This is a genomic window from Primorskyibacter flagellatus, assembly GCF_048268605.1.
Classification (GTDB): Bacteria; Pseudomonadota; Alphaproteobacteria; order Rhodobacterales; family Rhodobacteraceae; genus Primorskyibacter; species Primorskyibacter flagellatus.
This window is the reverse complement of the sequence record NZ_JBLWVF010000005.1, coordinates 111,949-135,529: the sequence shown is the minus strand read 5'-3', so window position 1 is coordinate 135,529 and position 23,581 is coordinate 111,949. Positions and strand designations below refer to the sequence as shown.

Sequence of the window (23,581 nt, the reverse complement as noted above, 5' to 3'; positions counted from 1 at the left end):
TGCCTGTTCCAAAGGAGAGGACGCATGAAGAGCCTCAAGAAAAAGCGTCGTATTCAGGTTGTCGCCGTGGCCGTGGTCGCGCTTGCGGCCAGCACCGTGCTGATCGGATACGGGATGCAGGACGGGATCAACTTTTTCCGCTCACCCAGTCAGGTGATGGCGGAACCACCCGCCCCGAATGAGACATTCCGGATTGGCGGATTGGTCGAGGAAGGATCGCTGCAACGCGGCCAGGGAGAGCTGATCCGCTTTCGCGTGACCGATGGGGGCGCGACCGTTCCGGTGGTGTTCGGCGGCGTCCTGCCGGATCTGTTCGGCGAGAAGCAAGGCATGGTGGGCACTGGAAAATACATCAACGGTGTCTTCGAAGCCTCTGAAATTCTTGCAAAACATGACGAGACCTACATGCCGAAAGAGGTTGTGGACGCGCTGAAGGAACAAGGCGTCTACCAGGCCCCCGAAAGCTGACGCGCGGGGCTGCGCACGGTCAGATCGGGCCGCATTAACCAATTGCTGCAATCGTTTGTGCCGAGGTTTCAGGCAAGCGAGAGGCAGCCCACATGCCCAATGTCAGGCAGATTGCAGAGCAGATTGTCGCCCGTGAAGGCGGCTATGTGAACGACCCCGACGATCCCGGCGGGGCCACGAACCATGGTGTGACGATCCACACGATGCGGCGGTTGGGGTTGGATCTGACCCAAGACGGAAAGGTTGATGCGGCGGATGTTCGGCAGCTTGATCGCGCCCAGGCGGTCGAGATCTTCCTGCGGCACTATTTCGTCGAGCCGCGATTGGCAGAGCTTCCCGAGGCGCTTCAGCCCTCGGTTTTCGATATGTATGTTAATGCCGGGGCCAATGCGGTCAAGATCCTGCAACGGCTGCTCTGCGAGATGGGTGACACCGTCGCGGTTGACGGGGCTTTGGGGCCGCAGACCATCGCTGCGACGGCGCGGTGCATGGTCGCGGCCCCGGCCTATATGGTGGATGCCTACGGGATTGCCCGGCGGAATTACTATTTCGGCCTGGCCGATGCGCGGCCCAGCTCGCGCAAATATGCGCGCAGCCGGAAGGGCGGCAAGGGCGGCTGGATCAAACGCGCCGAAGAGTTCATCTCACCCCGGTTTCATCTGAGCGAAAACGCGTTTCGGGCACGGGTGTCGGCATGGGGTTGATTGAAAGGCTGTTGGGCGTCGTCTTTGGCGGCGGGCGCAATGTCGTGGCGCAAACCGCCGAGATCTTCCGGGTGAATGCCGAGGCCGAGGCTGCGCGCGGCGCGACGCTGCGCGGCGATGCCTTGCGGCAGTTCGGGCAGGAATTCGTGCAACCCAAACGTGGCGGTTTCGACAGGTTCATGGATGGCGTGAACCGGCTGCCACGGCCCGCGCTGGCGCTTGGCACGCTGGGGCTGTTCTGCGCGGCGATGGTGGACCCGGTGTGGTTCGCCGCGCGCATGGCCGGGATTGCGCTGGTGCCGGAACCGATGTGGTGGCTTTTGGGCGCAATCGTGTCGTTCTATTTCGGCGCGCGGCATCAGGCAAAGGGACAGGCCTATCAGGCGGATCTGGCGCGCACGGTCGGCATGACGCCCGGCGTGATGCGCACGGTGGAAGAGATCGAGTCGTTGCGGCAGAGCCAGGCGTCGCCCGCACCGGCCCCCGAGCCGGTGCCTTTGGTCGAAAGAAATGCAGAAAATCCCGCGCTTGCAGAGTGGCGGGCCAGCAAAACCGGGTAGGGCGCGACAATGTGAACGGGGCGGGGCGGGGAAAACCATTGGCCCGCCCCGCTTTACGCGAATATAACCCTTGCATGATTACAGAGCTCGGGCATTTCGCCCTCATCCTCGCCTTCCTCGTCGCCATCGTGCAGACTGTTGTCCCCATCATCGGTGCGCACAGGCGCTGGCCGGGCTGGATGTCGGTTGCCGAACCGGCCGCCACCACGCAGTTTTTGCTGCTGGGCTTTGCCTTTGCGGCGCTGACCTATGCATTCGTGACCAGCGATTTCAGCCTGCGCCTTGTGGTGTTGAACAGTCATTCGGCCAAGCCGATGCTTTACAAGATTTCGGGCGTTTGGGGGAATCACGAAGGCTCCATGCTGCTCTGGGTTCTGATTCTCAGCCTTTTCGGCGCGATGGTGGCGTGGTTCGGGGCGCAACTGCCACCCACATTGCGCGCGCGGGTGCTGTCGGTGCAGGCCGCGATTGGCGTGGCGTTTCTGGCGTTCATCCTGTTTACCTCCAACCCGTTCCTGCGCCTCGCGGTGCCGCCCTTTGACGGGCAGGACCTGAATCCGCTGTTGCAGGATCCGGGATTGGCCTTCCATCCGCCCTTTCTCTACCTCGGCTATGTCGGCCTGAGCGTCTGCTTCAGTTTCGCCGTCGCCGCCCTGATCGAGGGGCGCGTGGATGCCGCATGGGGTCGCTGGGTGCGGCCCTGGACGCTGGCGGCGTGGATCTTCCTGACCATCGGCATCGCGCTCGGGTCCTGGTGGGCCTATTACGAGCTTGGCTGGGGCGGGTTCTGGTTCTGGGATCCGGTGGAAAATGCCAGCTTCATGCCGTGGCTCTTTGCGGCGGCGCTGCTGCACAGTTCCATTGTCGTGGAAAAGCGCGAGGCGCTGAAAAGCTGGACCATCCTGTTGGCGATCATGGCGTTCGGCTTCTCAATGATCGGCACATTCATCGTGCGTTCCGGCGTGCTGACCAGTGTACACGCCTTCGCCAATGACCCCGAACGCGGCGTGTTCATCCTGATGATCCTTGCCGTCTTTACCGGAGGTGCGTTGACGCTGTTTGCCGCGCGCGCCGGAACCATGGAGGCGAAGGGGGTGTTTGCCGTTGTCAGCCGCGAAAGCGCGTTGGTGGCGAACAACATCCTGCTGTCGGTGGCGTCGCTGGTGGTGTTTGTCGGCACGATCTGGCCGCTGGCCGCCGAGATGTTCTTTGACCGCAAGCTGAGCGTCGGTGCGCCCTTCTTCGACATGGCCTTCACGCCGTTCATGGTGGTGCTGGGGCTGATCCTGCCGCTGGGCGCAATGCTGCCCTGGAAACGTGCCAAGCCTGGCCGGGTGACCCGTCAACTACTTCCCGCGCTGGTGCTGGCCTTGGCGCTGGCGGGGCTGACCTGGGCCATGCAGTCCGGGCGCAGCCTGCTGGGGCCGGTGGGGCTGTTCCTGGGGAGTTGGCTGGTTTTCGGGTCTTTGACGGATCTGTGGACCCGCACGGGCCGATCGCGTGATCTGCGCCGCCTGATGCGCCTGCCGCGCGCCGATTGGGGCAAATCGGTGGCCCATGCCGGGCTGGGCATCACCATCTTCGGCATTGCCGGTCTGACCGCCTGGCAGACCGAGGATATCCGCGTCGCGAATATCGGCGAGCCTTTCGAGGTGTCGGGCTATGAATTGACCCTGAACAGCGTCGAAAGGGTGCGCGGACCGAATTATTTCTCGACCACGGCAAATGTCACCCTGGCACAGGACGGACAGCAGATCGCGACGCTTTATCCCGAAAAGCGCAGCTATCCGGTGGCCAAGATGCCCACGACCGAAGCGGCCATCGATTACCGGTTTTTGCGCGATGTCTATGTGGTGATCGGGGATGCGCAGGGCAATGACGCGTGGACCATGCGCACCTATGTCAAGCCGCTGGCGGGCTGGATCTGGGCCGGGTGCCTGATCATGGCACTTGGCGGCGGATTGTCCCTGACGGACCGCCGCTACCGGGTGGCCGCGGGGGCGCGCAAAGCGCCTGCACCTGCGGGCGTGCCTGCGGAATGAGGCGGTTCCGGGAATGGTGGGGTAAAACCCCACCCTACATCCTTGTGCTTTGCCTTGCGCTGCTGGCCGCACCGGTCTGGGCTGTGCAACCGGACGAGGTGCTGGACGACCCGGCGCTGGAGTTGCGTGCGCGCGAACTGTCCAAGGGGCTGCGCTGTCTGGTGTGTCAGAACGAGAGCATCGACGAATCCAATGCCTCGCTGGCGCGGGATCTGCGCCTTCTGGTGCGCGAACGTCTGGTCGAGGGCGACAGCGACGCAGAGGCGCTGGCCTTTATCGTCGATCGCTATGGCGAGTTCGTGCTGCTGAAACCCACGACCGGGGGCGCGAACTGGTTGCTTTGGGCGGCAGGCCCCTTGATGCTGGTCACCGCGCTTGGGGTGGGTGTCGTTTATATCCGCCGCCGGTCACACGCGCGGGCACCGGCTGAGCAGGGGCTGAACGCTGACGAAAGCGCGCGGCTGAAAGAGATCCTTGATCGCAACGACCCGTGACGTTGCGTTGGGCTTTGCCATTTCCGGCGGCTGCGTGTTTGATGCGGCGCAAAGATTGCTCAACAAGGAGACAGCGCCCGTGCATTACGAAACCATCACCTATGAGGTCAGCGACAACATCTGCGTCGTGACGCTGAACCGGCCCGACGTGATGAACGCTCTGGACACGCAGATGCGTGCCGAGATCACGCAAGCCGTGCGCCAAGGCGGTAAAGAGGCGCGCGTCGTGGTCCTGACAGGCGCGGGCGGGCGGGCCTTCTGTTCCGGGCAGGATCTGGGCGACCGGGCCAATGCGGCCAATCTGGATCTGGAACGCGTGCTGCGCGACGAATACGAACCGATGCTCAAGGCGATCTACGAATGCCCGGTGCCGACGATCTGTGCCGTGAACGGTGCGGCTGCGGGGGCGGGGGCGAATCTTGCGCTTGCGGCGGATGTTGTCATTGCCACGGAAAGCGCTGCCTTCATTCAGGCCTTCACCCGGATCGGCCTGATCCCGGATGCAGGCGGCAGCTATTACCTGCCGCGCCAGATGGGCATGGCCAAGGCGATGGGGGCGGCGCTGTTCGCCGACAAGATTTCCGCCCGACAGGCCGATGACTGGGGCATGATCTACGAGGCCGTGGCGGATGACGGGTTTGAGACCCATTGGCGCAAACGCGCGGCGCATTTGGCAAATGGTCCAACGGCCGCATATAATGCGCTGAAACAGGCAATTCGCGGCAGCTTTGACAATACGCTGGACGAACAATTGGCGCTGGAGGCGCAATTGCAAGGCAAATGCGGTCAGACCCGTGATTTCAAAGAAGGTGTCGTGGCTTTTCTTGAAAAACGCCCGGCCAATTACGAAGGGCGCTGAAGCGCAACCACCGGATTGACCCGTGCCGGACCATAGTTCGGCACGCTTGAGGCGTTCACCTGATGCCGTGGGTTTCAGGCGCTAGGCATCCGTGCAGAGCGTGTTTTGCGGCCACGCTCTCGAAGCGCACCGCAGGGCGTGCAGGCTGCCACAAGTCGAATGACGTTGGGTAAGTTGATTCCCGACGCATTTGAATTGCATTCATTTAATTTCATTCGTTGATTCTACAGGGTTTTTTCTTCAACTTAATTGTTGAAATTGTCTCAATGTATATCGTATACAATGTCTACACTTTATTCATATATATCGACCTGTAATTCGAAGGATTTTCGGGTCTGCAACAATTTTATCAAAGATCTCTTTGCAAGAGGAGGTTTTTTATGACGGCGGGAAACGGGTGAGTGGCCCTGATTCTTCTCATGTCGCGAAGTGGATCCCATGTAGGAGTGCGTGGCATTCATTTCGCGGCATATTTTATCCCCAACGACAGATCCCCTGAAGACCACAGCAAGACACGCACCGGCCCGGCCGGGGTGGCAACTCTGGCAAATGAAAAAAGCCCGCCCCTGTAAGGGACGGGCTTGCGGTTTGCGTCGCTGAGCAGACTTAGCGCTTTTCGATATCGGTGTAGTCGCGCGCGGTGCTGCCCAGGTAAAGCTGACGCGGACGGCCGATCTTGTTCTGCGGATCGCCGATCATTTCCTTCCACTGCGAAACCCAGCCGACGGTGCGCGACAGCGCGAAGATCGGGGTGAACATCGAGGTGGGAAAACCCATCGCTTCGAGGATGATGCCGGAATAGAAGTCGACATTCGGGAACAGCTTCTTCTCGGTGAAGTAGGGGTCCGCAAGGGCAGCAGCTTCGAGTTCCTTGGCAACCTGCAATGTGGGATTGTTCTCGATCCCCAGCAGGTCCAGCACCTCGTCTGCGGATTGTTTCATCACCTTGGCGCGCGGGTCGAAGTTCTTGTAGACGCGGTGGCCAAAGCCCATCAGGCGGAATGGGTCGTTCTTGTCCTTGGCGCGTTCGATGAATTCGGGAATGCGGTCCGGGGTGCCAATCTCGCGCAGCATTTCAAGACAGGCCTGGTTGGCCCCACCATGTGCCGGACCCCAAAGACACGCAACGCCGGCGGCGATACAGGCAAAGGGGTTGGCGCCCGAGGATGACGCCAGCCGCACCGTCGAAGTCGAGGCGTTCTGTTCGTGATCGGCATGCAGGGTGAAGATCCGGTCCATCGCGCGGCTCAGGATCGGGTTGACCTCGTATTCCTCGGCCGGAACGGAAAAGCACATGCGCAGGAAGTTGGACGCGTAATCCAGATCGTTGCGCGGATACACAAATGGTTGACCAGTGTGATATTTGTAGGCCCAGGCGGCAATCGTCGGCATCTTGGCGATCAGCCGGATAGAGGCGACCTCGCGCTGCCAGGCATCGGTGATGTCGGTGCTGTCATGGTAGAAGGCCGACATCGCCCCCACGACGCCGACCATGATCGCCATCGGATGCGCGTCGCGGCGGAACCCGCGGAAGAAATACTGCATCTGCTCGTGCAGCATCGTGTGGTTGGTCACGCGGTTTTCGAAATCCTCAAGCTCTTGCGCCGAGGGCAGCTCGCCGTAAAGCAGCAGGTAGCAGACTTCGAGATAATGCGATTTCTCGGCCAACTGGTCGATCGGATAGCCGCGGTGCAAAAGCTCGCCCTTGTCGCCATCAATGAAGGTGATCGTGCTGTCGCAGGCCGCAGTAGAGGTGAAGCCGGGGTCGTAGGTGAACACACCTGCATTGGCATATAGCTTGCGGATGTCTATCACGTCGGGGCCCACGGTTGGGCTAAAGATCGGCAAATCAAAGCTTTTGCCATCCAGTTGCAGGGTAGCGTTCTTGGTACTTTCTGCCATGAAGTGGTCCCTTCGTCTCAATGCCGTTGAGCGAATGCAACGGCTTCCTATGTCAACAGGCATTGAGACAAGATGATCTGGTCAGCTTTTCCCAATGGCCGCAGCCTGATCCAGCCGGACGAGTGTTTCGTCCCGGCCCAAAACGAGCATCATGTCGAATACGCTGGGTGTCACTGAACGTCCGGCAAGTGCGGCCCGAAGCGGACCTGCAAGTTTACCGAATTTCAGTTCATTCTCCTCGGTAAACCGGGACAAGACACCCTCCAATTCGTCTCGGGACCAGCTAGCATTTTGCAATTGCGGCGTCAATGCAGCCAGTATACCACGGGATACCGCATCAAGTTGTCCGGCGGCTTTCTCATCCGGAACGATCGGAGATTTCGCCAGAATAAACTCTGCCTTTTCAATGAGCTGTGGGAATGTTTTTGCGCGATCCTTGAGGCAATACATCGCACGTCCCAATCCGTCGCGCTGCGCGGATGTCAAGGCGGGCTGTTCGGCTGCCTTAAGGTAAGCGTCAATTTCGTGCAGCAGCGCAGCATCGTCGGCAGCCGCGATGTGCTGGCCGCAGAGATTCTCCAGCTTCTTGAAGTCCAGACGCGCCGGGCTTTTGCCGATTCCATCCAGCCCGAACCACTGCTGCGCCTGTTCGTCGGTGAAAAATTCGTCGTCGCCATGGCTCCAGCCCAAACGGGCCAGGTAGTTGCGCATACCTGCCGACGGATAGCCCATCGCCTGATATTCCTCGACGCCCAATGCGCCGTGGCGTTTCGACAGTTTCTTGCCGTCTGGTCCATGGATCAGCGGGATATGCGCCCAGACCGGTACATCCCAGCCCATCGCGGTATAGATTCCCATCTGGCGCGCGGCATTGTTGAGGTGATCGTCGCCCCGGATGACATGGGTCACGCCCATGTCATGGTCGTCCACCACCACGGCGAGCATGTAGACGGGCGTGCCGTCCGACCGGAGCAGGATCATGTCGTCAAGCTGGTCGTTGCGGATCGTGACCTTGCCCTGCACCTGATCGTCGATCACGGTTGTGCCCTCGGCGGGTGTCTTGAGGCGGATCACGAAGGGCGCATCGGGCTGGGTGGCCGGGTCGGCGTCGCGCCAGGGGCTTTGGAACAGGGTGGATTTGCCTTCGGCCTTGGCGGTCTCGCGGAAGGCCGCGATATCATCCTGCGTGGCAAAGCATTTATACGCGGCCCCCTTGGCCAGCAACTCATGCGCAACCTCGGCATGGCGCGCGGCCCCCGCGGCCTGGCTGATCGCCTCGCCGTCATGGTCCAGCCCCAGCCAGTCCAGACCCTTCAGGATGGCGGCTGTCGCCTCGGGGGTAGAGCGTTCGCGGTCCGTATCCTCGATCCGCAGCAGAAAGCGCCCGTCGCGTCCGCGCGCGAACAGCCAGTTGAACAGCGCCGTGCGCGCCCCGCCAATATGCAGGTAGCCGGTGGGAGAGGGCGCGAAACGGGTCACGACTTGGCCGGTCATGGGCAATATTTACCTTCTGTAAACCTTGGGAGGGATAGCGTTGAGGCATCCTTAAACGTCACACACGCGAAGGACAAGATGCGCGCCCTGGACCGGATCGAAGCCGCCATGCTGGAACAGCGCGGCCAGCTCTTCGCCTGGGCACCGGTTTTCCTGGCGCTGGGGATCGGCGGGTATTTCCTGCTGCGGGTGGAGCCTGCTTCTTGGATGCTGTGGCTGTGCGGCGGAACCGGTCTGGGGCTGCTGATGCTGCAAAGGCGGCTTGGGGCCGCGTCCGGGCCGGTGCTGGCGGCACTGGCGCTGGTCCTGCTGGGCCTTGCCGTGGCGGGGGCGCGGACGCATCAGGTGTCTGCCCCTGTGTTGAGCTTTCGCTATTACGGGCCCATCGAAGGGCGGATCGTCGGGATTGACCGCTCGGCCTCGGACGCGGTGCGGCTGACGCTCGACACTGTCGTGCTGCGGCGCACCTCGCCCGCGCGCACGCCTGACCGCGTGCGGGTGTCTCTGCACGGAGAGCAGGGGTTCATCACCCCCACGCCCGGCATGACGGTGATCCTGACCGGGCATCTGTCGCCGCCCCAAGGCGCGGTAGAGCCGGGCGGTTTCGATTTCCGTCGCCATTCTTGGTTTTTGCGGTTGGGGGCGGTGGGCTACACCCGTACGCCCGTTCTGATGCTGGAGCCGCCAGCGGGCGGGCTGCATGTGTTCCGTGCCCGCATGGCCTTGTCGGCGCGGGTGCAGGCGGCGCTGCCGGGCGAAACCGGGGCCTTTGCCGCCGCCGTGATGACCGGGGACCGGTCCGGCATGGGGCAGGGCACCCTGGACGATCTGCGCCGCACCAACCTTGCGCATCTTCTGGCGATTTCCGGTTTGCATATGGGGCTGCTGGCGGGGTTCGTCTTCGCGGCGCTGCGTCTTGGGTTTCTGCTTTGGCCCGCCATGGCCCTGCGCCTGCCGGTCAAGAAATTTGCGGCGGCGGGGGCGATGCTGGCGGCGGGGGGCTATCTGGCATTGTCGGGCGGCAATGTCGCGACCGAGCGTGCCTTCGTGATGGTCGCGGTGGCGCTGGGGGCGGTGATCGTCGACCGCCGCGCGCTTAGCCTGCGGGCCGTGGCGATGGCCGCGCTGATCGTGTTGCTTTTGCGGCCCGAAGCGTTGCTGGGGCCGGGGTTTCAGATGTCCTTTGCGGCCACCACCGCGCTTGTCGCGGTGTTCGGGGCGTTGCGGAACATCGACATGGATTGGATGCCGCGCTGGGTGCGGCCGGTTCTGGCGGTCGTGATCTCGTCGGCCGTGGCAGGGGCCGCGACCGCGCCCGTCGGCATGGCGCATTTCAATCAGGCGGCGCATTACGGGCTGATGGCGAACCTCGTTTCCGTGCCTTTGATGGGGCTGTTGGTCATGCCGGCGGCGGTCGTTGCGGCGTGCCTTTTGCCGCTGGGGCTGGAGGGGTTGGCACTTTGGGTGATGGGGCTGGGGCTGGACTGGATCCTGCTGGTCGCGGGGACGGTGTCGGGGTGGGATGGCGCGGTGGGGCAGGTGATCAGCCCCGGCCCCAGGGTGCTGCCCCTGCTGGCCTGCGGCATGCTGCTGATGATGCTCTGGCACGGGCGGTTTCGCTGGGCGGGTCTGGCACCGGTGGCGCTGGGTCTGGTGCTGTGGGCCGGGGCGGAACGGCCGGGTGTGCTGGTGGCCGAGAATGGCGGGCTGGTTGGCATCCTCGGGCCGCAGGGCCGGGCGCTGAGCAAGCCGAAAGGCGCGGGATTCGTCGCCGGGGTCTGGCTGGAAAACGACGGCGATGCGGTAGAGCAACCGCAGGCCGCCAAGCGCTGGCCCGGCACCGGAGTGCTGCGCGACCTGATGTTCGGCGACCGGCTGTTCCGGCACGCGCAGGGCAAACGCGGGCTGGCGGCTTTGCTAAAAGCGGGCTGTGCGCCGAATGACATCGTGGTGATGACAGTTGATCTTGAGGGCCAGAAACTGCCTTGCGAGGTGTACGGCCCCAAAAGACTGCGCCGGACCGGTGCGCTGTCTTTCGACGTTGTAAACGGGCGGATGGAGCGCCGCACCGCAACGGAACATGCCGGACAAAGACCGTGGACTGGCGGTGCGCGCAAATCCCTGAATCTCGCCACTGCCAAATAAGCGCAATGCAGAGACAACCAACAGGCGCGCACCGCATCCCGTTTTCGTCAGACACAGGGCCCGAACGGAAACGTTCGTTTGTCTCGGACATGGGACCGGTGACAAAGCGTATCTACAAGCCGCGCGCCCGCAAAGCTCGCCCTGCCGGAAAAGAGGCAGAGCGGTAAGGTTTAGTAAGTGCGGATCAGACCGACAAGCTTGCCCTGAACCTTGACCTGTCCGGTCGGCAAGACGCGCGGTTCATAGGCAGGGTTGGCGGGTTCCAGAACGATCATGTCGCCCTTGCGCTGAAAGCGTTTCAGCGTTGCCTCGTACCCATCGACCTGGGCGACGACGATATCGCCATTATCGGCCTGGCTGGTTTCGCGGATCACCACCACGTCGCCATCATTGATCCCGGCTTCGATCATGGAATCACCTTTGACTTCAAGCGCATAGTGCCGCGCAGAGCCATTCAGCATCTGCCCGGGCACAGCGATGTTTGGCGGGCTGTCCGACACGGCCTCGATCGGGACACCGGCGGCGATGCGGCCCATCAATGGCAGGTCCATCGCGTGCACAGGCTCGATCGGTTGGGCATTTGCCGGCTGCCCGTTCGAACCGCCGTCGATCACGCGGGGTGTAAAGCCTGCGGGCGTCGAATTCATGCTGTCGGGCAGTTTCACGATCTCGATCGCACGGGCGCGGTGGGCCAGACGGCGGATAAAGCCGCGCTCTTCCAGTGCCGTGATCAGTCGGTGTATTCCGGATTTCGAGCGCAGATCCAGCGCCTCTTTCATCTCGTCGAAACTGGGTGGGACGCCATCGCGCAGCATCCGTTTGTTAATGAACTCCAGCAGGTCCAGTTGCTTCTTCGTGAGCATTTCTTGCCACTCCACCTCGTTTATCTTGATTTGTTCTACCCTTGTTCCCGTTTTGGGTCAACGCTTTGTGCCGCGCGGACCGATTCCGACGAAAGCGTGTGTAGCGTGACAAAGATATTGGCAGTGCTTTACAGAGATATTTACAGCAAACGGTTTTTAAGATCCGGTGAATTCTGATCTGCGATCACCCCTTTCACTGGCCTTTCAAGGGATTGTCCCCGCACGACACCGAAGCGCGGCGCGGAGTGTAGCGGGCCATGTAAGCGCTCAGGGGCGCGCAGTCCGTCCGGGCCAATGTCCGGGTCGGCCATGGCCCACACGGTGGCGGGGGCGATCCAGCATCGGGCCGCGCTGGCTGTCCGTGGCCACCGCCTCACGCGGGTATTCATAGGGCAATCCAGTATTGTTGCAGTTCGGAAAAAAGGTCGGTGTCCGGCGAATCCGCCGCGCCAATGATATTCGCGCATCTCTCGAATGTCGTCAGATGCGCCCATTTCTGCGCGTAGCTGTTCTCGCGGACCTTCGTGTAGGCGCTGCCCGTCACCTGCATTTGACGACACCAAACCCTCCGTGGAGCCGTGCAGATCAGAAAACAGTCCGGACGACGATTTTTACGACGCACCGCCAGGTCAAGCACATGACCCGCTTGATCAAGGAAGCGATGCCAATACGACAACAACGATCAGTTGCGAGTGCAGCACTTTGACGTCCCTCGCGGTATTCCCCGGCACATATGACAAGAGCACAAGAGATGAACGGTGCAAATTCCGGAAACTTTCCATGCGCTCATGCTCGTTCTTTCACATGCGATACTTCAACATATTTGAATTTTCCTGTGTAGGTATTCCTGAAATCGCAACCTTCTTGCTTCAAATCTTTACGCTGCAAGGTGTCTTGCTTTCATAGCGGCCATTCAGTTTGCGCTATCTTGTCTTGCAGGTTACAAGCAGCAGCGCCTTTATCGGCACATGGTCGCGCTTCCCGGCGGGGTCAATGGAAAGATCCTGCGTCGTGCGCTGCCCGACCAATTCAAGGCCAACTGGATGGTTAAGCTCGATATTATGTCCGATCCGATCTGCCCCTGGTGCTATATCGGCAAGGCGCAACTGGATCGCGCGTTGGAGAAAAACCTCAACCACCCGTTCGAGATTGAGTGGCATCCGTTCCAGCTGAATCCTGACATGCCCGCAGAAGGGATGGACCGGCGCGCGTACCTGGAGGGCAAGTTTGGCGGCAAGGAAGGCGCGGTGAAGGCCTATATGCCGGTTGGCGAACATGCCAAGGCCGCGGGGCTGGATCTGAACCTCGAAGGCATCACCCGCACGCCCAACACGCTGGATGCGCATCGCTTGATCCATTGGGGTGGCATCGAAGGACGGCAGACCGCCATCGTCTCCTCGTTGTTCCGAGCTTATTTCCAAGAGGGCCGTGATATTGGCAACCGCGAAGTGCTGGCGGATATTGCTGACGCATGCGGCATGGACGCATCCGTTGTTATGCGGTTGATGAATTCCGACGCCGATGTGGACGAGATCCGCAACCGTGACGCGGCAGCCCGCGAGATGGGCGTGACTTCGGTGCCGACTTTCATCGTGGACCGCAAACATGCCGTACCGGGCGCGCAATCGGCGGAGCTATGGACCAAAGTCATCGAAGAGCTGGGTCAACAGGCCTGATCCTTACAGCGCTATCGACGATTGGGGCCTTTGATAACGCCTGACCGATCTGTTAATCACCATGTCAGGCAGCACGGGTTATCAAAGAGCCGCTGACCTGCCTCCCCAAATCCCTCATTATGATGTGAGGGCCGACTGACCTTTGCCCCACTGTTTTTCAGTATCCACGCCCGAGAGCAAACCGATTGAGCAACCTGTTGTCTGGAAATTCGGCGCGGGCGTGATCGTGCATGCTGGCATTCCCATTTGATGTAGGCTTTGGTTTCGGCGGCTCATTTTATCGGCGATCTCGACCAGCATGGCGCTTGTCAGCCGTGCCGGAGAATCCTCGTTCGGAAACCGCCCGACCTTTTCGATGCGGCGTCTTAGCTCCTGTTGGACGGTAAGTGTCGGTGTCCCAGGAGCCGATCCAGAAGCGCAGTGGCGACGACCGGACCGCCAACGACCTCGCCCCAGGTCGGCGAAGCCGCGCTTGGATTTGAGGACCATGGCGTCTTTTTCTTAGCGCGCGTTGACCGAGCTGGAAGAACAGGTTAGCGCGGCCCTGGGGAATGGGCAGGTAGCCGATCTCGACCACGATCAGCAGGGACGCCCGTGCGTAGAGGCGGATTGTCTCGACCAAGCGGCGTCTGCGTTCGGCTTTGGACAGCCCTTCGCAAAAAAACCGGGGAAATTCCTCAAGTAGAGAACGACTTTTCTGGGGCGCATTCCACTTGAGGACCTGCGTGAGAACCCGATCAGGACTATTCCTTTCCGCTACTGACGGACACAGAAAACATCGCCTTCTTCACAATAAAGATGTTTCTCCAACAAGTCGGTTTGCGACGTTGTGACCGCCTCCAGACAGTTGGCGAGAACCATCGGCTGGATGCTGCCGCCAAGATAAGGTTCTGCCTCGAAGGCACATTGTGCATCCTTGTAGGCAATCCATGCCCGTTGCGCCTTTTTCAACCTTTGCTGGCTGGGCGCATCAAGCTGTCGCATGAGCGCCTTGTAAGTCCGGTTGAGAGTCGCATCGGCGGCTTTCAATGCCTGGTCCGCGCACCGATTGAGGCTGGCTTGATCGGCCGCATAGCTACAGTTCGATTGGGCATTGGCACCGGTTGAAAAAAGGGCCGCCGCGAAGGCGATGGCAAGCCGGGTTCTCGTCATTTTTCAGTGTCCTTTCCTAAGTGAGCGCAGCGTGGATGTCGCTATTGTCCGATCGGATCAATCCGCAACAACCGCCGCGTTGCCAGTCATCATGTCCGGCGCCGCTTCGGCGCGCCGAAAAGATGTTGATGTTGACCGCGATGGCACCTTTGATGTCGACGGGATCCGGAAGAATGAGCCCGGCGATAGAGACGGCCAAATCGCCCTGCGGCGGCGAGATCTGCAACGTGTCCGCTCCAAAGCTGATCATGCCGGTATCGTTCGTTTCCAATTTGCCGTCGCCTGCGGGGGCTGCCGAATAGATTTCGCTTAGTTCACCCGCTCTGACGATTGGTCGAGCCTTTCCATCGTGGCGTCCGAGTGGGAAATCCCGATGCGGATCGTTTCCGGGTCTGCCGCAGAGGCCGCAATGGCGGTCAGCAGCGCGAGGGCAATGGCCACCTTGGTGCCTTTCAGATCGTGCAGGCTTGCCATACTCTTTCTCCTTGACCAGTCGTCGGACAGTTAAAGAAACCGGAATTTGGAACCGATCCACCAAAGCTCGGCAAGGATGGCGATCAAGCCGAATACCAGGTGAAGCCGTCCGTTCCGGATGAAGATGGCAATACAGCACAGCATCGCCAGGCCGATCTGCCGCACCGGATACCAGGGCCCAAGCCCGGTGAAATGGGCGCGTCCTTTCACCAATGTGTCGAGCATGTCGACGACAAAAACCAGCGCGAGCAAGGCGAAGAACCACCCGGCGCGGGATGTGAAATATTCCGCGAACCCGGAATAGTCCTCCATCCGGTCCGGAAACAGCAGCGTTGTTATGAAAAACAGCAACGCTGCGTAACCAATGACAAAGGCGTAATGCTCGAAATTCCAGCGCGCGATGACCGAGAGGCCGAATTCGAACCACCAGAAATGGATGATGTAGATCAGCATGAACAAGGTCCATGCCAGATGCGCCGGATGGCCGGGATGCTGGACGAACCGTGACAGACCGTTCAGCAATCGTGTCAGGCCAAGGCCGGTGACAAGGCCGATCAGAACCCGCACATGGAAATAGGCATCCGCGCTGTGGCTCACGTCTTGCACCGCGGATTTCTCACCACGCATCCCCGAAATAGTCGCGCTTCAACTGGTCGATCGTTCCATCTTCCTTGAGGGCCAGCAGCTGGACGGTAATCGGCTTTCGCAAGGGGCTGCCCGGCTCCAATGCAAATGCGTATTTGTCCGGCTCGAATATCGGGCCAACGACGTCCAGACCCAGACCGGGGTTGATCTTGACGAAGTATTCCAGAACCGGTGCATCGCCGATGATCGCTGAAATCGTGCCAGCATCAAGCGCCTTGACCGCGGCCTCGATCCCCGGATAGGAACGCGCGTCCAGCCCCATGGTCCCGGCAAATTCTTCCTCCACGGTGCCTTCGAAAACACCCACCGTCAGGCCGGGAAGGTCACCCGGCCCGGTGATCGTTCCGGTGATGGCAAGCGTGGTCATCACGCTGGTCACGGTGGACGTGACATAGGCAAGCACGCCGATCCCGCAGACCAGCCAGATCGCGGACCAGATGCGTCCGACCCAGCCGAACAGGTTCTTGCGCGACGGAATACGCCCCGAGGTGACCACGGACATCACGTTGTGAAAGCTGTTGGCGACCCCGTCGCGCCACCGCTTGGGAAACTCGGGATCGAAACGGCGGTCGAAGAACGTTAGTCCCAGCGTGGACAGGACGATCACAAGGGCCAGCCAGCCATAGGCCTTGAGGTGTCCCGCCGACGACAAGCCCCGGATAACTGCGGCCAGACCGGTATCGGCTGTCTGGTTCGTCAGGATCCTCATGCCCCCGTCGAACCACGGATGGGTGAAATCGACGGTTTTCGCGCGTTCATGGGTCACGGTCATATTCGTGACGGCGACACCAACGTCGCCGCGCTGCGTCGCCTTCCTCAGTTCGGACATTGATGGATAGACGGTATAGTCGGACGTGATCTCAAGGCCTTCGGCGAGCTTCTCCCAAAGGTCGACCGCCATGCCGCTTGGGTTTTCGGCGGAGCCTGCCATCACGAAGGGCGGGCTTTCGTAAAGCCCTATCTTGACGGTCTCCCGCGTAACCCCGGTAGCATTCTGCGCGAAGGCAAACCCCGGCAGGACAATCAGCGCCAACAGGCAAAGAGCCAGCGCGGTGACGGTGTATTGCCGCAACGGCCCCCGCCGGTTTTTTGCTGTCATCGGTATTTGGTCGCTGGTCGTCATGCCGTCATCCGCTTTTGTTGCCGCGTCTGTGTCGGGGTGGACCCGAAGAAAACGATTTGAACCCCGAAGGTTCCGGGAGCGAATTGACGACCTGCCGAAAAGGTCCGGCACATCGCTAAATTCGATTGGTCCCATCCGATGCTTTAATAACCGAGCGGAGCGAAGCTACAGTCTTCACGCAATGCGCCATCCGAGCATCTGGTCATATTCGCTGTTCCGGGATCAACACCCATGCTTTCAGCGGTTGGTCGCGTCGACGCGGGAACGCGCGAAATATCCGTTTTCTTCTTGGCCTTTTTTCTGGCTTCGGATGCCTGATAGCTTGCCTCGGCACGCGCCTGTGCGGCCTGGCGTTCATTCGATATGGTGGCCATGCACGTTGCCATTGCGTTGGTTCCGGTTACGAAGCCCTGGCTGTTGCATTTTTTGAGATCTGCGGCCTGCTGTTCCGCGTCTATCTCTGCCTCCCACTCGTTGATCTCGTCGCAGGCACTTAAAGCCAATGGAAGCGCAAGAATTGCCGTGATGGCAACCAATTTCATCATTATTCGTATCCTCGTTATTCAGTTGTTTCCATTCGATCGAAATTTCGATGTCCGAAACCTCGTCGAACGGCTCTCATTCAAGAGCAATCAAAATTGGCTTTTCCGAAAACACTGTCCGGGCAGGGCCGACATCTGACGCCTTTCGTCATTGGTCGCGTGGGTCACCTCTGGCAGTCTGGGCATCCCGTGCCCTCGATCCCTCAATCGCACCCGCCTTCATCAATTGCGGTCGGGCTGTTTCATCGACGCGCATCGCGTCGCTGTTCAGGCGTCCAGCAGCACAAGCGGATCATGTCCTTCACGAACACATTGGTCATTGTGACATTGCAACCTGTGGTTTACGAGGGACGTTCGCGCCACAAAATCGGCAACTCTTGTCGGAATGATCGAACAATGGGGACCCGATGGACAGACTTCTGAACCTGCGGGCATTCGTGAGGGTGGCGGATACCCTGAATTTCAGCGAGGCTGCGGCCTCGCTTCAAATAGCGCGTTCATCGGTGTCCAAGCTGATTCAGGATCTCGAAGATGAACTGGGCACGCGCCTGATCCAACGCTCGACGCGCCAGGTATCCTTGACACCGGACGGGCACGCGTTCCGCGAGCGATGTATCGCCCTGATCTGCGAAGCGGAATCCATGCAGCAGATGTTCGCACGGGATGGTCCGGCACCCAGGGGGGCGCTGCGCGTCAGCCTGCCCAGCCGGATCGCGCACCACATCGTTGCTCCGGCGCTGCCGGATTTCTTCGCGCGATATCCGGATATCGAACTCGATCTGGTCTCGACCGACCGCCCCGTCGATCTGTTGGGCGAGGGGTTCGATTGCGTCGTCCGGGTGGGCCGGCAAAAGGACTCCAACCTGATGTCACGCAAGATCGGCGAGCTTGAAATGCTCAACTGTGCCAGCCCTGCCTATCTGCAACGCTACGGAGTGCCGCAGACCGTGGATGACCTGCATCGGCATATCACGGTTGGATATTCCTCGCGGCGTGCCAGCCGGGACCAACCGTGGACGATTGTCGAGAACGGTGTTGAATCGTCGATCCGGATGAGGTGCCTGGTCAGCGTGAACAGCGCCGAGCTTTTTATCGCGTGCTGCAAGGCCGGAATGGGCCTCATCCAGATACCCGCATATGACGTGCAGTTGATGCTTCAGGACGGCTCGCTGGTCGAAGTCATGTCGGACCAGCGCACCGCAGCCATGCCGATTGCCGTTGTCTCGCCGGAGAGACCAAGCGCCAGCCCGATGATCAGCGCGTTTGCGGACTGGTTGAGTACGCTGATGGATGAATACATGGCTGAGAGGTTTGCCGGTCCGTCCCGAACATAGCGCGCAGAGCGCCCATGTGCCTGCCCGGGACTGGACCTTATCTCGATCCGGACCCCTGATCTTCTGTCAAAGGTCTTTCAAGATCAGTCTGGCCGATCAACCAGGCAACCCATGTCGTGACAGCCATTATAGTCGTTCGGCACCGTAAAGCCCGGTCCGTCTGAAGGGTAACGGTTGCTGCTATGGTGCTTGTGATGGTGTTTTTTCCCATCATCCAGAATCGCGCCGATGATTACCTCACCCAAAAGCGCGCCGACGGCCGCACCATTGTCGTGTCCGTGCCTATCATAGTGACGGGCACCTTGATCCGATGTGTTGGTCTTTCCGTGGTGATAGCCGTGGTTGTCGGCAAAGATACCGCTGCAACCATCTCCAACCCAGATATGGCGTGTCTTGGAATTAAAGCCCCACGTCCGGTTCATGATGCAGGTCGAATTGGACGTCTGCCGAATGAGAACGGGGCTTTTCAACGGCCCGGCTTTGCATTCGTTGTAGTTATGGTTATGTGAAACGCATTCGACAGTGGGTTCTGCCATCGCTGAGGTTGCAGAAGCCATGAAGCCGGCTGCTGCGAGAAGGATGAGGGGAGTTCGCATGGAAACGTCCTTTCTTAGGGTTACGAGATATAGAAGGGGTCAGGGGCGAATGGCACCGCGAGACCCCGTTTTGGCCTGCCTTTCCAAAGCAGGTGTCGTTCGATGAAATCGTCCTGCAACCCCTTCAGGTGACCTGCTGCGATGAGGCGTGCAGTCCGACCAGACGCGACAGCAGGATGACGGTATAAAGCGTGCCGATGATCGCTTCGAAGGCTGCAAATGCCTGCGCGTAAAAGCCGACGGGCACGATGTCGCCATATCCCAGCGTCGTCAGCGTGACGTAGCTGTAGTAGAGAAGCTGCTGCCATTGCACCTCGGCCCCGGACGAGGCGATGAAAGCGCCCGGCTCCAGCCACAGGACCAGGCCGAACACGGCGGCGAATATCGACCCCAGCACAAGGTAAAGCGATGTCGCGGCGAGGATCACCTCGGTCATCACGGTGCGCGCGGTAAAGGTATAGCGCACGAGCACGACAATCATGACGGCGTGATACGCGATGGAGGTCAGATAGACGGCAAGGGCCACGCCGCTTGACCCGGCATAGGAATTGACCACCCCGGCGGCAAAGACGGCCACGCCGGAGCCGAGCGCCGCGACCCGCCAGCGGGCATCAGCGGTCAAAGCCCATGTTCCGGCGACGAAGATCGAGGCATAGACGGCATAGAAAATCAGCGGACCGACCCCGCCGCCGGTCGACAGCGGATAGATCAGGTTGTGCAACACGATGGCTGCAAGCAGCGCGCCGGTCTTTGCGACTTCCGAGAACTGGCGCGTGGGGTGGTTTCCAATTCGTCTCACGGACGGGGTTCGCGTGCGGCCATGATTGTCAGTCCGATCATGACGGCCAGCACACCCGCGCCCAGAACAAGGCCCGAGGCGTGGGATGTGTGGACCACCCAACCAACGATGATGAGCGCCGCTAAGCCACCGAGATAGGCAAGCGGGATACGTTCCGCCATCGTGCGATAGAAAAGCGCGCTGCCCGCCAGATAGATTGCGGGACCGAAGACCGCGACAAGGATCGTGGGCAGGTGCGCGGGGTCGGATGGATGCGCGATGATCTCCTCGATTGCGACAGCGACGACGATGGCCCCTGCCACCATGATGCCGTGCGCATAGGCAAGACCGCTGCGGGCGAGTTTCGTGTGATCACCGCCGCGTTCGAAGGCGTGTTCGCCCGTGTTCGTCGTATGCACGAAATAAAGCCACCACAGCGTCACGATGATGCCAAAGCCGAGAGCGGCAGCAAGCAGGGTCGACCCCAACAGCGCCGCACCGACAAGCGTCCCGCCCAGCAGAAGAATGGATTCCCCAAGCGAGATGATGAAAACCTGCTGGTTGCGTTCCAACAGATGCAACCCGGCCAGAGGCCAGCTTTCCATCGGCGTCGCCCCGACGCGCGGCAGCCAGAACCCGACATAGGGTGCGCCGTAGTCGATCAGCACCGCAACGATCCAAAGCTCCAGTCGCAGGGCAGGGACCAACGCACCGGCAACCCAGAACAGACCGGACAACGCGCTCCATGCGCACAGTTGGGCATAGTTCTTCCCCATCTGTTGGCCCCGAAAGATAGCCGCCATATAGCCCGCGCGAACCAATGCCATGATGACGTAGGCACCCACAAACAGACCCGCCCGCCCGTCGAAGGCATGAGGAATGGCGATGGCCATCAGGATCGCGCAGCCCATCAGCGCGATCATCAGAAACCGTCCGGCGGTATGATCGGGATCAATCCAGTTCGTGGCCCAGGCGGTGTAATTCCATGCCCACCAAACGGCGGCAAAGATCGTTGCGGCCTGAAGCGCGCCGGTCCATGTCTGATGCTCCAGCAGGAAATGCGACAGCTGGATGATCGAGAAGACATAGACCAGGTCGAAGAACAGCTCCAGATTTGTGACCCGGACATGGCCGCCCGCACGCGTCCGCAGCGCCTCGGCCGGAGCCAACCGGGTCAGAAGGGATGAAAGCATGGATATTCCTTCGTTCTTGGCTATTTCCGTCGAAGTCGCGGTATTCGTTGGGGCTACGGACTGTTTTGCCGGCTCCATTTAGCGCGACGCTTGCCGTGATCATGATATGCAAAAGAAGCGCCACTGTAAGAGCGTGTAGCTGACGCAAATCTCGACTTCACTTGTCACGAAAATAGAACAATGTGGCTGTTTTTGACCGGATGCGTCATTCTCAGGCGTTCGCGCAGCCCCATGTGACAGTGAATTTCTGCCGGTCCATCGAAGGTTGGTTCAGTGTCGACGCCTGGTCTGCGCGGTTCGTGTCGAACCGGCAATGACCGGTGCAACGCTCTGTTCGATCCCTGCAACAAAGTGTAAGGCTCAGTCTCTTTGTCAATCGGATCGCGACCTATCAACGGGAATGACGACAGGGCCTATATCCTGCGGCAAAACGGGTCATTCCAAGTAAACGAGGACCAAGGATGAAATGTGTTTTTGCAGGCTGGCGAATGATGTCGGCGCTATGGTCCCGCCGGACGCACCTGTTTTCCGCGCTTGCTGCCATCCTGTTGCTGACCTGCATGCAGGCTCCCGTCATCGCGCACGCACAGAGCGCCGGTTCGGGCGATCCTCCCGTCCTGGCCGCGTCCGGTGAAGAAAATGCCACCACCACATGGTCGAGTCTTGTCCGGATGATCCATGACCGGTCTGAGCAGAGCCAGGCTCTGCGCAGCAGACTCGACAGCATTGTCCATAACCCCATTTCACCGCCCGATACGCGCAGCCCAAGGGCGACGCTGAGCAGCTTCCTCGTGATCATGGCCGAGGCCAACGAGCTTTGGTTCGCCACCCGTGACCGCTATCTGGCGCGGCACAGCCTGTGGATGAGCCCGGAGGAGGAGGAAAACGTCGCCAAGGTCCGGGCATTGTTCGAGAAAGCCGCACAGACGCTCGACCTTTCCCAGATTTCCGCCTCCAACCGTGAACAATCCGTCATCGAGCTTGTGTTGCAGTTGCAAGAGATCCTGAGCCGCATCCACTTGCCCGAACTGGTCGAAATCCCCGGCGTTGGCGCAGGCGCGGCGGAAACGGTCGAGAACGGGGCCTTGCGGGACAAGTGGATTCTTCCCGGCACAAGCTTGACGATCGAGCGGCAGGCGGATGGTCCACGGCGTGGGGAATACCTGTTCACCACCGCAACCGTAGACCGCATACCCGACGATTACGATACGCTGAAAACGCTGCCGGTGATCTCGGAAATGACCGAGGACACCTACCGCTACTACATCTACACGCCCGGCACGCTGATCGCCCCGCGTTGGAACCAGCTTATCCTCGACGGCCCGGACTGGCTGATGCGGCAGATCGGTCGTCAAACCGTATGGCAATGGATCGGGATGATCCTGACGGTCGTGGTGCTCCTGTCAGCGATCATCCTCTATCTGCGTTGGAACGCGCGCCGCCCCATCCCGCAGGGCCGTGGTCGCAGACAGTTGCGGCGCATTGCCCACCCGGTGCTGCTGATCCTGGCCGTGAACCTCGCCGTTCATGTCTGTAACGATCAGTTGAACATCACCGGTGCGCTGTTGTTCTTCATCACTACCGTCGGCAGCCTGATCGTTTGGATCGCGGCCGCCTGGCTGACCTACCAGGTCTTGCAACTCATCTACATCTGGACCGTGCAAACCACCGAAAGCCCGACCAGCTTTGACTCCAGCCTGCTTCAAACCGGCTTCAGGGCGCTTTCCTTCGGGATCGCGTTGCTGGTTCTGGGATACGGTGCAACCCAGATCGGCATCCCGATCTATGGTGTGATCGCCGGTCTGGGCGTTGGTGGTCTGGCCATCGCCCTGGCCGCGCAGCCAACGCTTGAAAATTTCATCGGCGGTCTGATCCTCTATGCTGACGGGATCGTTCGGGTCGGGGAATATTGCGCGTTTGACGACCTGGCCGGCACCGTGGAGGAAATCGGCATCCGCTCCACCCGAATTCGCGCGCTGGATCAAACCCTTATCACCGTTGCCAACGCTGACTTGTCGAAGCGCAAGATCGTCAATTACAGCAAGCGCGGCGCGTTCATGTTCCGCCACCAGATCCGCCTTCGCTACGACACACCGTCCGATACAGTAAAAGAAATCATCGCCGGGGTGCGCGATTACCTGGCGGCACATGACCGGGTGCCCGAAAGCCCGTTGCGGGTGCGGCTGGTGGAATACGGCGAGTTCGCCATCCTGATCGATATCTACGCAAATCTCGCCGCCGAAAGCATGGACGAATTCACCGCCCTTCAAGAAGAACTGCTCTATGAGATCCGCGAAGTGGTCGAAACCAACGGAACCGGGTTCGCCATCCCGTCCTCAACCATACATGTGGTCAGCGGCATGGAAGCGTAGCCGAGTTGAATTTCTTCGCAAGTGCCTGGTTCTGAAGACCGTCGTTGGTCAATGCCGAATTCTGATGGCCCGGATCGAAGACGAAGTTCCCGGTGTTGCGTCACCCGTGATGCCGAGGCTTCTTGATTAGAAGGAACGGTTTTAAGCCTTTGAAATTCCAATGCA

24 protein-coding genes are annotated in these 23,581 nt (G+C 60.4%); 10 read left to right on the top strand and 14 right to left on the bottom strand.

The window, feature by feature from the left end; genetic code table 11:
- Window positions 1-24 precede the first annotated feature (24 nt).
- The 6 genes from ccmE (at window position 25) to ACN0WV_RS08260 (ending at window position 5,127) form a co-directional block, all read left to right on the top strand.
- Window positions 25-468, top strand: a complete 444-nt coding sequence (ccmE, locus tag ACN0WV_RS08285) for a cytochrome c maturation protein CcmE (protein WP_417604975.1) — start codon at window positions 25-27, stop codon at window positions 466-468.
- A 92-nt stretch (window positions 469-560) separates the two neighbouring features.
- On the top strand, window positions 561-1,172 hold the full coding sequence (locus ACN0WV_RS08280; protein WP_417604974.1) for a holin-associated N-acetylmuramidase: 612 nt from the start codon (window positions 561-563) through the stop codon (window positions 1,170-1,172).
- Entirely contained in the window at window positions 1,163-1,732 is a 570-nt protein-coding gene (locus tag ACN0WV_RS08275; RefSeq protein WP_417604972.1) for a holin family protein, read from the top strand. The genes ACN0WV_RS08280 and ACN0WV_RS08275 overlap by 10 nt, the downstream gene beginning before the upstream one ends.
- A 74-nt stretch (window positions 1,733-1,806) precedes the next feature.
- Entirely contained in the window at window positions 1,807-3,774 is a 1,968-nt protein-coding gene (locus ACN0WV_RS08270; RefSeq protein ID WP_417604971.1) for a heme lyase CcmF/NrfE family subunit, read from the top strand.
- Window positions 3,771-4,268 carry a cytochrome c-type biogenesis protein gene (locus ACN0WV_RS08265; RefSeq protein ID WP_417604970.1) on the top strand — a complete coding sequence of 166 codons (498 nt, stop codon included), beginning with the start codon at window positions 3,771-3,773 and terminating at the stop codon, window positions 4,266-4,268. Before ACN0WV_RS08270 ends, ACN0WV_RS08265 begins: the two co-directional genes overlap by 4 nt.
- A gap of 79 nt (window positions 4,269-4,347) precedes the next feature.
- A complete protein-coding gene (locus ACN0WV_RS08260) occupies window positions 4,348-5,127 on the top strand; it encodes an enoyl-CoA hydratase-related protein (protein WP_417605106.1) in 780 nt (259 codons plus the stop codon).
- Window positions 5,128-5,733: 606 nt separating this feature from the next.
- On the opposite strand, the gene gltA is transcribed toward ACN0WV_RS08260, so the two are convergent.
- Window positions 5,734-7,029 (bottom strand): citrate synthase, encoded by a 1,296-nt coding sequence (gene gltA, locus ACN0WV_RS08255; RefSeq protein ID WP_417604968.1) that lies wholly within the window; start codon window positions 7,027-7,029, stop codon window positions 5,734-5,736.
- Window positions 7,030-7,110: 81 nt separating this feature from the next.
- Entirely contained in the window at window positions 7,111-8,523 is a 1,413-nt protein-coding gene (gene gltX, locus ACN0WV_RS08250; RefSeq protein WP_417604967.1) for a glutamate--tRNA ligase, read from the bottom strand.
- A gap of 78 nt (window positions 8,524-8,601) precedes the next feature.
- On the opposite strand from gltX, the gene ACN0WV_RS08245 reads away from it, so the two are divergent.
- Complete coding sequence (locus ACN0WV_RS08245; RefSeq protein ID WP_417604966.1) at window positions 8,602-10,668, top strand: ComEC/Rec2 family competence protein; 2,067 nt, start codon at window positions 8,602-8,604, stop codon at window positions 10,666-10,668.
- A gap of 170 nt (window positions 10,669-10,838) precedes the next feature.
- On the opposite strand, the gene lexA is transcribed toward ACN0WV_RS08245, so the two are convergent.
- Window positions 10,839-11,531 carry a transcriptional repressor LexA gene (gene lexA, locus ACN0WV_RS08240; protein ID WP_084350104.1) on the bottom strand — a complete coding sequence of 231 codons (693 nt, stop codon included), beginning with the start codon at window positions 11,529-11,531 and terminating at the stop codon, window positions 10,839-10,841.
- A gap of 385 nt (window positions 11,532-11,916) precedes the next feature.
- On the bottom strand, window positions 11,917-12,168 hold the full coding sequence (locus ACN0WV_RS08235) for a hypothetical protein (RefSeq protein WP_417604965.1): 252 nt from the start codon (window positions 12,166-12,168) through the stop codon (window positions 11,917-11,919).
- 406 nt (window positions 12,169-12,574) lie between these two features.
- Between ACN0WV_RS08235 and ACN0WV_RS08230 the strand changes: the two genes are divergently transcribed.
- The gene (locus ACN0WV_RS08230) at window positions 12,575-13,207 is read left to right on the top strand and encodes a DsbA family oxidoreductase (protein WP_417605104.1); all 633 of its coding nucleotides are present in this window, start codon (window positions 12,575-12,577) and stop codon (window positions 13,205-13,207) included.
- Window positions 13,208-13,324: 117 nt separating this feature from the next.
- On the opposite strand, the gene ACN0WV_RS08225 is transcribed toward ACN0WV_RS08230, so the two are convergent.
- The 7 genes from ACN0WV_RS08225 to ACN0WV_RS08195 form a co-directional block, all read right to left on the bottom strand.
- Entirely contained in the window at window positions 13,325-13,696 is a 372-nt protein-coding gene (locus ACN0WV_RS08225) for a hypothetical protein (protein ID WP_417604963.1), read from the bottom strand.
- 267 nt (window positions 13,697-13,963) lie between these two features.
- Complete coding sequence (locus ACN0WV_RS08220) at window positions 13,964-14,359, bottom strand: lysozyme inhibitor LprI family protein (protein ID WP_417604961.1); 396 nt, start codon at window positions 14,357-14,359, stop codon at window positions 13,964-13,966.
- A gap of 16 nt (window positions 14,360-14,375) precedes the next feature.
- On the bottom strand, window positions 14,376-14,585 hold the full coding sequence (locus ACN0WV_RS08215) for a hypothetical protein (protein WP_417604960.1): 210 nt from the start codon (window positions 14,583-14,585) through the stop codon (window positions 14,376-14,378).
- Window positions 14,586-14,668: 83 nt separating this feature from the next.
- Window positions 14,669-14,833 carry a hypothetical protein gene (locus ACN0WV_RS08210; RefSeq protein ID WP_417604958.1) on the bottom strand — a complete coding sequence of 55 codons (165 nt, stop codon included), beginning with the start codon at window positions 14,831-14,833 and terminating at the stop codon, window positions 14,669-14,671.
- A gap of 30 nt (window positions 14,834-14,863) precedes the next feature.
- Window positions 14,864-15,430: a hypothetical protein gene (locus ACN0WV_RS08205; protein WP_417604956.1), complete on the bottom strand. Its 567-nt coding sequence runs from the start codon at window positions 15,428-15,430 to the stop codon at window positions 14,864-14,866.
- 19 nt (window positions 15,431-15,449) lie between these two features.
- Complete coding sequence (locus tag ACN0WV_RS08200; protein WP_417604955.1) at window positions 15,450-16,577, bottom strand: transporter substrate-binding domain-containing protein; 1,128 nt, start codon at window positions 16,575-16,577, stop codon at window positions 15,450-15,452.
- A gap of 167 nt (window positions 16,578-16,744) precedes the next feature.
- Window positions 16,745-17,146: a hypothetical protein gene (locus ACN0WV_RS08195; RefSeq protein ID WP_417604953.1), complete on the bottom strand. Its 402-nt coding sequence runs from the start codon at window positions 17,144-17,146 to the stop codon at window positions 16,745-16,747.
- Between the two features lie 404 nt (window positions 17,147-17,550).
- On the opposite strand from ACN0WV_RS08195, the gene ACN0WV_RS08190 reads away from it, so the two are divergent.
- Entirely contained in the window at window positions 17,551-18,477 is a 927-nt protein-coding gene (locus ACN0WV_RS08190) for a LysR family transcriptional regulator (protein WP_417604951.1), read from the top strand.
- Window positions 18,478-18,560: 83 nt separating this feature from the next.
- On the opposite strand, the gene ACN0WV_RS08185 is transcribed toward ACN0WV_RS08190, so the two are convergent.
- From ACN0WV_RS08185 to ACN0WV_RS08175, 3 genes are all read right to left on the bottom strand, one after another.
- Window positions 18,561-19,073, bottom strand: a complete 513-nt coding sequence (locus tag ACN0WV_RS08185) for a DUF3011 domain-containing protein (protein ID WP_084350096.1) — start codon at window positions 19,071-19,073, stop codon at window positions 18,561-18,563.
- A gap of 124 nt (window positions 19,074-19,197) precedes the next feature.
- On the bottom strand, window positions 19,198-19,872 hold the full coding sequence (locus ACN0WV_RS08180) for a potassium channel family protein (protein ID WP_417604949.1): 675 nt from the start codon (window positions 19,870-19,872) through the stop codon (window positions 19,198-19,200).
- Window positions 19,869-21,044, bottom strand: a complete 1,176-nt coding sequence (locus ACN0WV_RS08175) for a low temperature requirement protein A (protein WP_417604947.1) — start codon at window positions 21,042-21,044, stop codon at window positions 19,869-19,871. Before ACN0WV_RS08175 ends, ACN0WV_RS08180 begins: the two co-directional genes overlap by 4 nt.
- A gap of 488 nt (window positions 21,045-21,532) precedes the next feature.
- Between ACN0WV_RS08175 and ACN0WV_RS08170 the strand changes: the two genes are divergently transcribed.
- A complete protein-coding gene (locus tag ACN0WV_RS08170; RefSeq protein WP_417604945.1) occupies window positions 21,533-23,416 on the top strand; it encodes a mechanosensitive ion channel family protein in 1,884 nt (627 codons plus the stop codon).
- Window positions 23,417-23,581: the final 165 nt, after the last annotated feature.

Excerpts from the sequence above, each read along its gene's own strand:
- ccmE (WP_417604975.1), top strand. The coding sequence starts at position 25 with ATGAAGAGCCTCAAGAAAAAGCGTCGTATTCAGGTTGTCGCCGTGGCC.
- ACN0WV_RS08280 (WP_417604974.1), top strand. The coding sequence starts at position 561 with ATGCCCAATGTCAGGCAGATTGCAGAGCAGATTGTCGCCCGTGAAGGC.
- ACN0WV_RS08275 (WP_417604972.1), top strand. The coding sequence starts at position 1,163 with ATGGGGTTGATTGAAAGGCTGTTGGGCGTCGTCTTTGGCGGCGGGCGC.
- ACN0WV_RS08270 (WP_417604971.1), top strand. The coding sequence starts at position 1,807 with ATGATTACAGAGCTCGGGCATTTCGCCCTCATCCTCGCCTTCCTCGTC.
- ACN0WV_RS08265 (WP_417604970.1), top strand. The coding sequence starts at position 3,771 with ATGAGGCGGTTCCGGGAATGGTGGGGTAAAACCCCACCCTACATCCTT.
- gltA (WP_417604968.1), bottom strand. The coding sequence starts at position 7,029 with ATGGCAGAAAGTACCAAGAACGCTACCCTGCAACTGGATGGCAAAAGC.
- gltX (WP_417604967.1), bottom strand. The coding sequence starts at position 8,523 with ATGACCGGCCAAGTCGTGACCCGTTTCGCGCCCTCTCCCACCGGCTAC.
- ACN0WV_RS08245 (WP_417604966.1), top strand. The coding sequence starts at position 8,602 with ATGCGCGCCCTGGACCGGATCGAAGCCGCCATGCTGGAACAGCGCGGC.
- lexA (WP_084350104.1), bottom strand. The coding sequence starts at position 11,531 with ATGCTCACGAAGAAGCAACTGGACCTGCTGGAGTTCATTAACAAACGG.
- ACN0WV_RS08230 (WP_417605104.1), top strand. The coding sequence starts at position 12,575 with ATGGTTAAGCTCGATATTATGTCCGATCCGATCTGCCCCTGGTGCTAT.
- ACN0WV_RS08225 (WP_417604963.1), bottom strand. The coding sequence starts at position 13,696 with ATGGTCCTCAAATCCAAGCGCGGCTTCGCCGACCTGGGGCGAGGTCGT.
- ACN0WV_RS08220 (WP_417604961.1), bottom strand. The coding sequence starts at position 14,359 with ATGACGAGAACCCGGCTTGCCATCGCCTTCGCGGCGGCCCTTTTTTCA.
- ACN0WV_RS08210 (WP_417604958.1), bottom strand. The coding sequence starts at position 14,833 with ATGGCAAGCCTGCACGATCTGAAAGGCACCAAGGTGGCCATTGCCCTC.
- ACN0WV_RS08200 (WP_417604955.1), bottom strand. The coding sequence starts at position 16,577 with ATGACAGCAAAAAACCGGCGGGGGCCGTTGCGGCAATACACCGTCACC.
- ACN0WV_RS08195 (WP_417604953.1), bottom strand. The coding sequence starts at position 17,146 with ATGATGAAATTGGTTGCCATCACGGCAATTCTTGCGCTTCCATTGGCT.
- ACN0WV_RS08190 (WP_417604951.1), top strand. The coding sequence starts at position 17,551 with ATGGACAGACTTCTGAACCTGCGGGCATTCGTGAGGGTGGCGGATACC.
- ACN0WV_RS08185 (WP_084350096.1), bottom strand. The coding sequence starts at position 19,073 with ATGCGAACTCCCCTCATCCTTCTCGCAGCAGCCGGCTTCATGGCTTCT.
- ACN0WV_RS08175 (WP_417604947.1), bottom strand. The coding sequence starts at position 21,044 with ATGCTTTCATCCCTTCTGACCCGGTTGGCTCCGGCCGAGGCGCTGCGG.
- ACN0WV_RS08170 (WP_417604945.1), top strand. The coding sequence starts at position 21,533 with ATGATGTCGGCGCTATGGTCCCGCCGGACGCACCTGTTTTCCGCGCTT.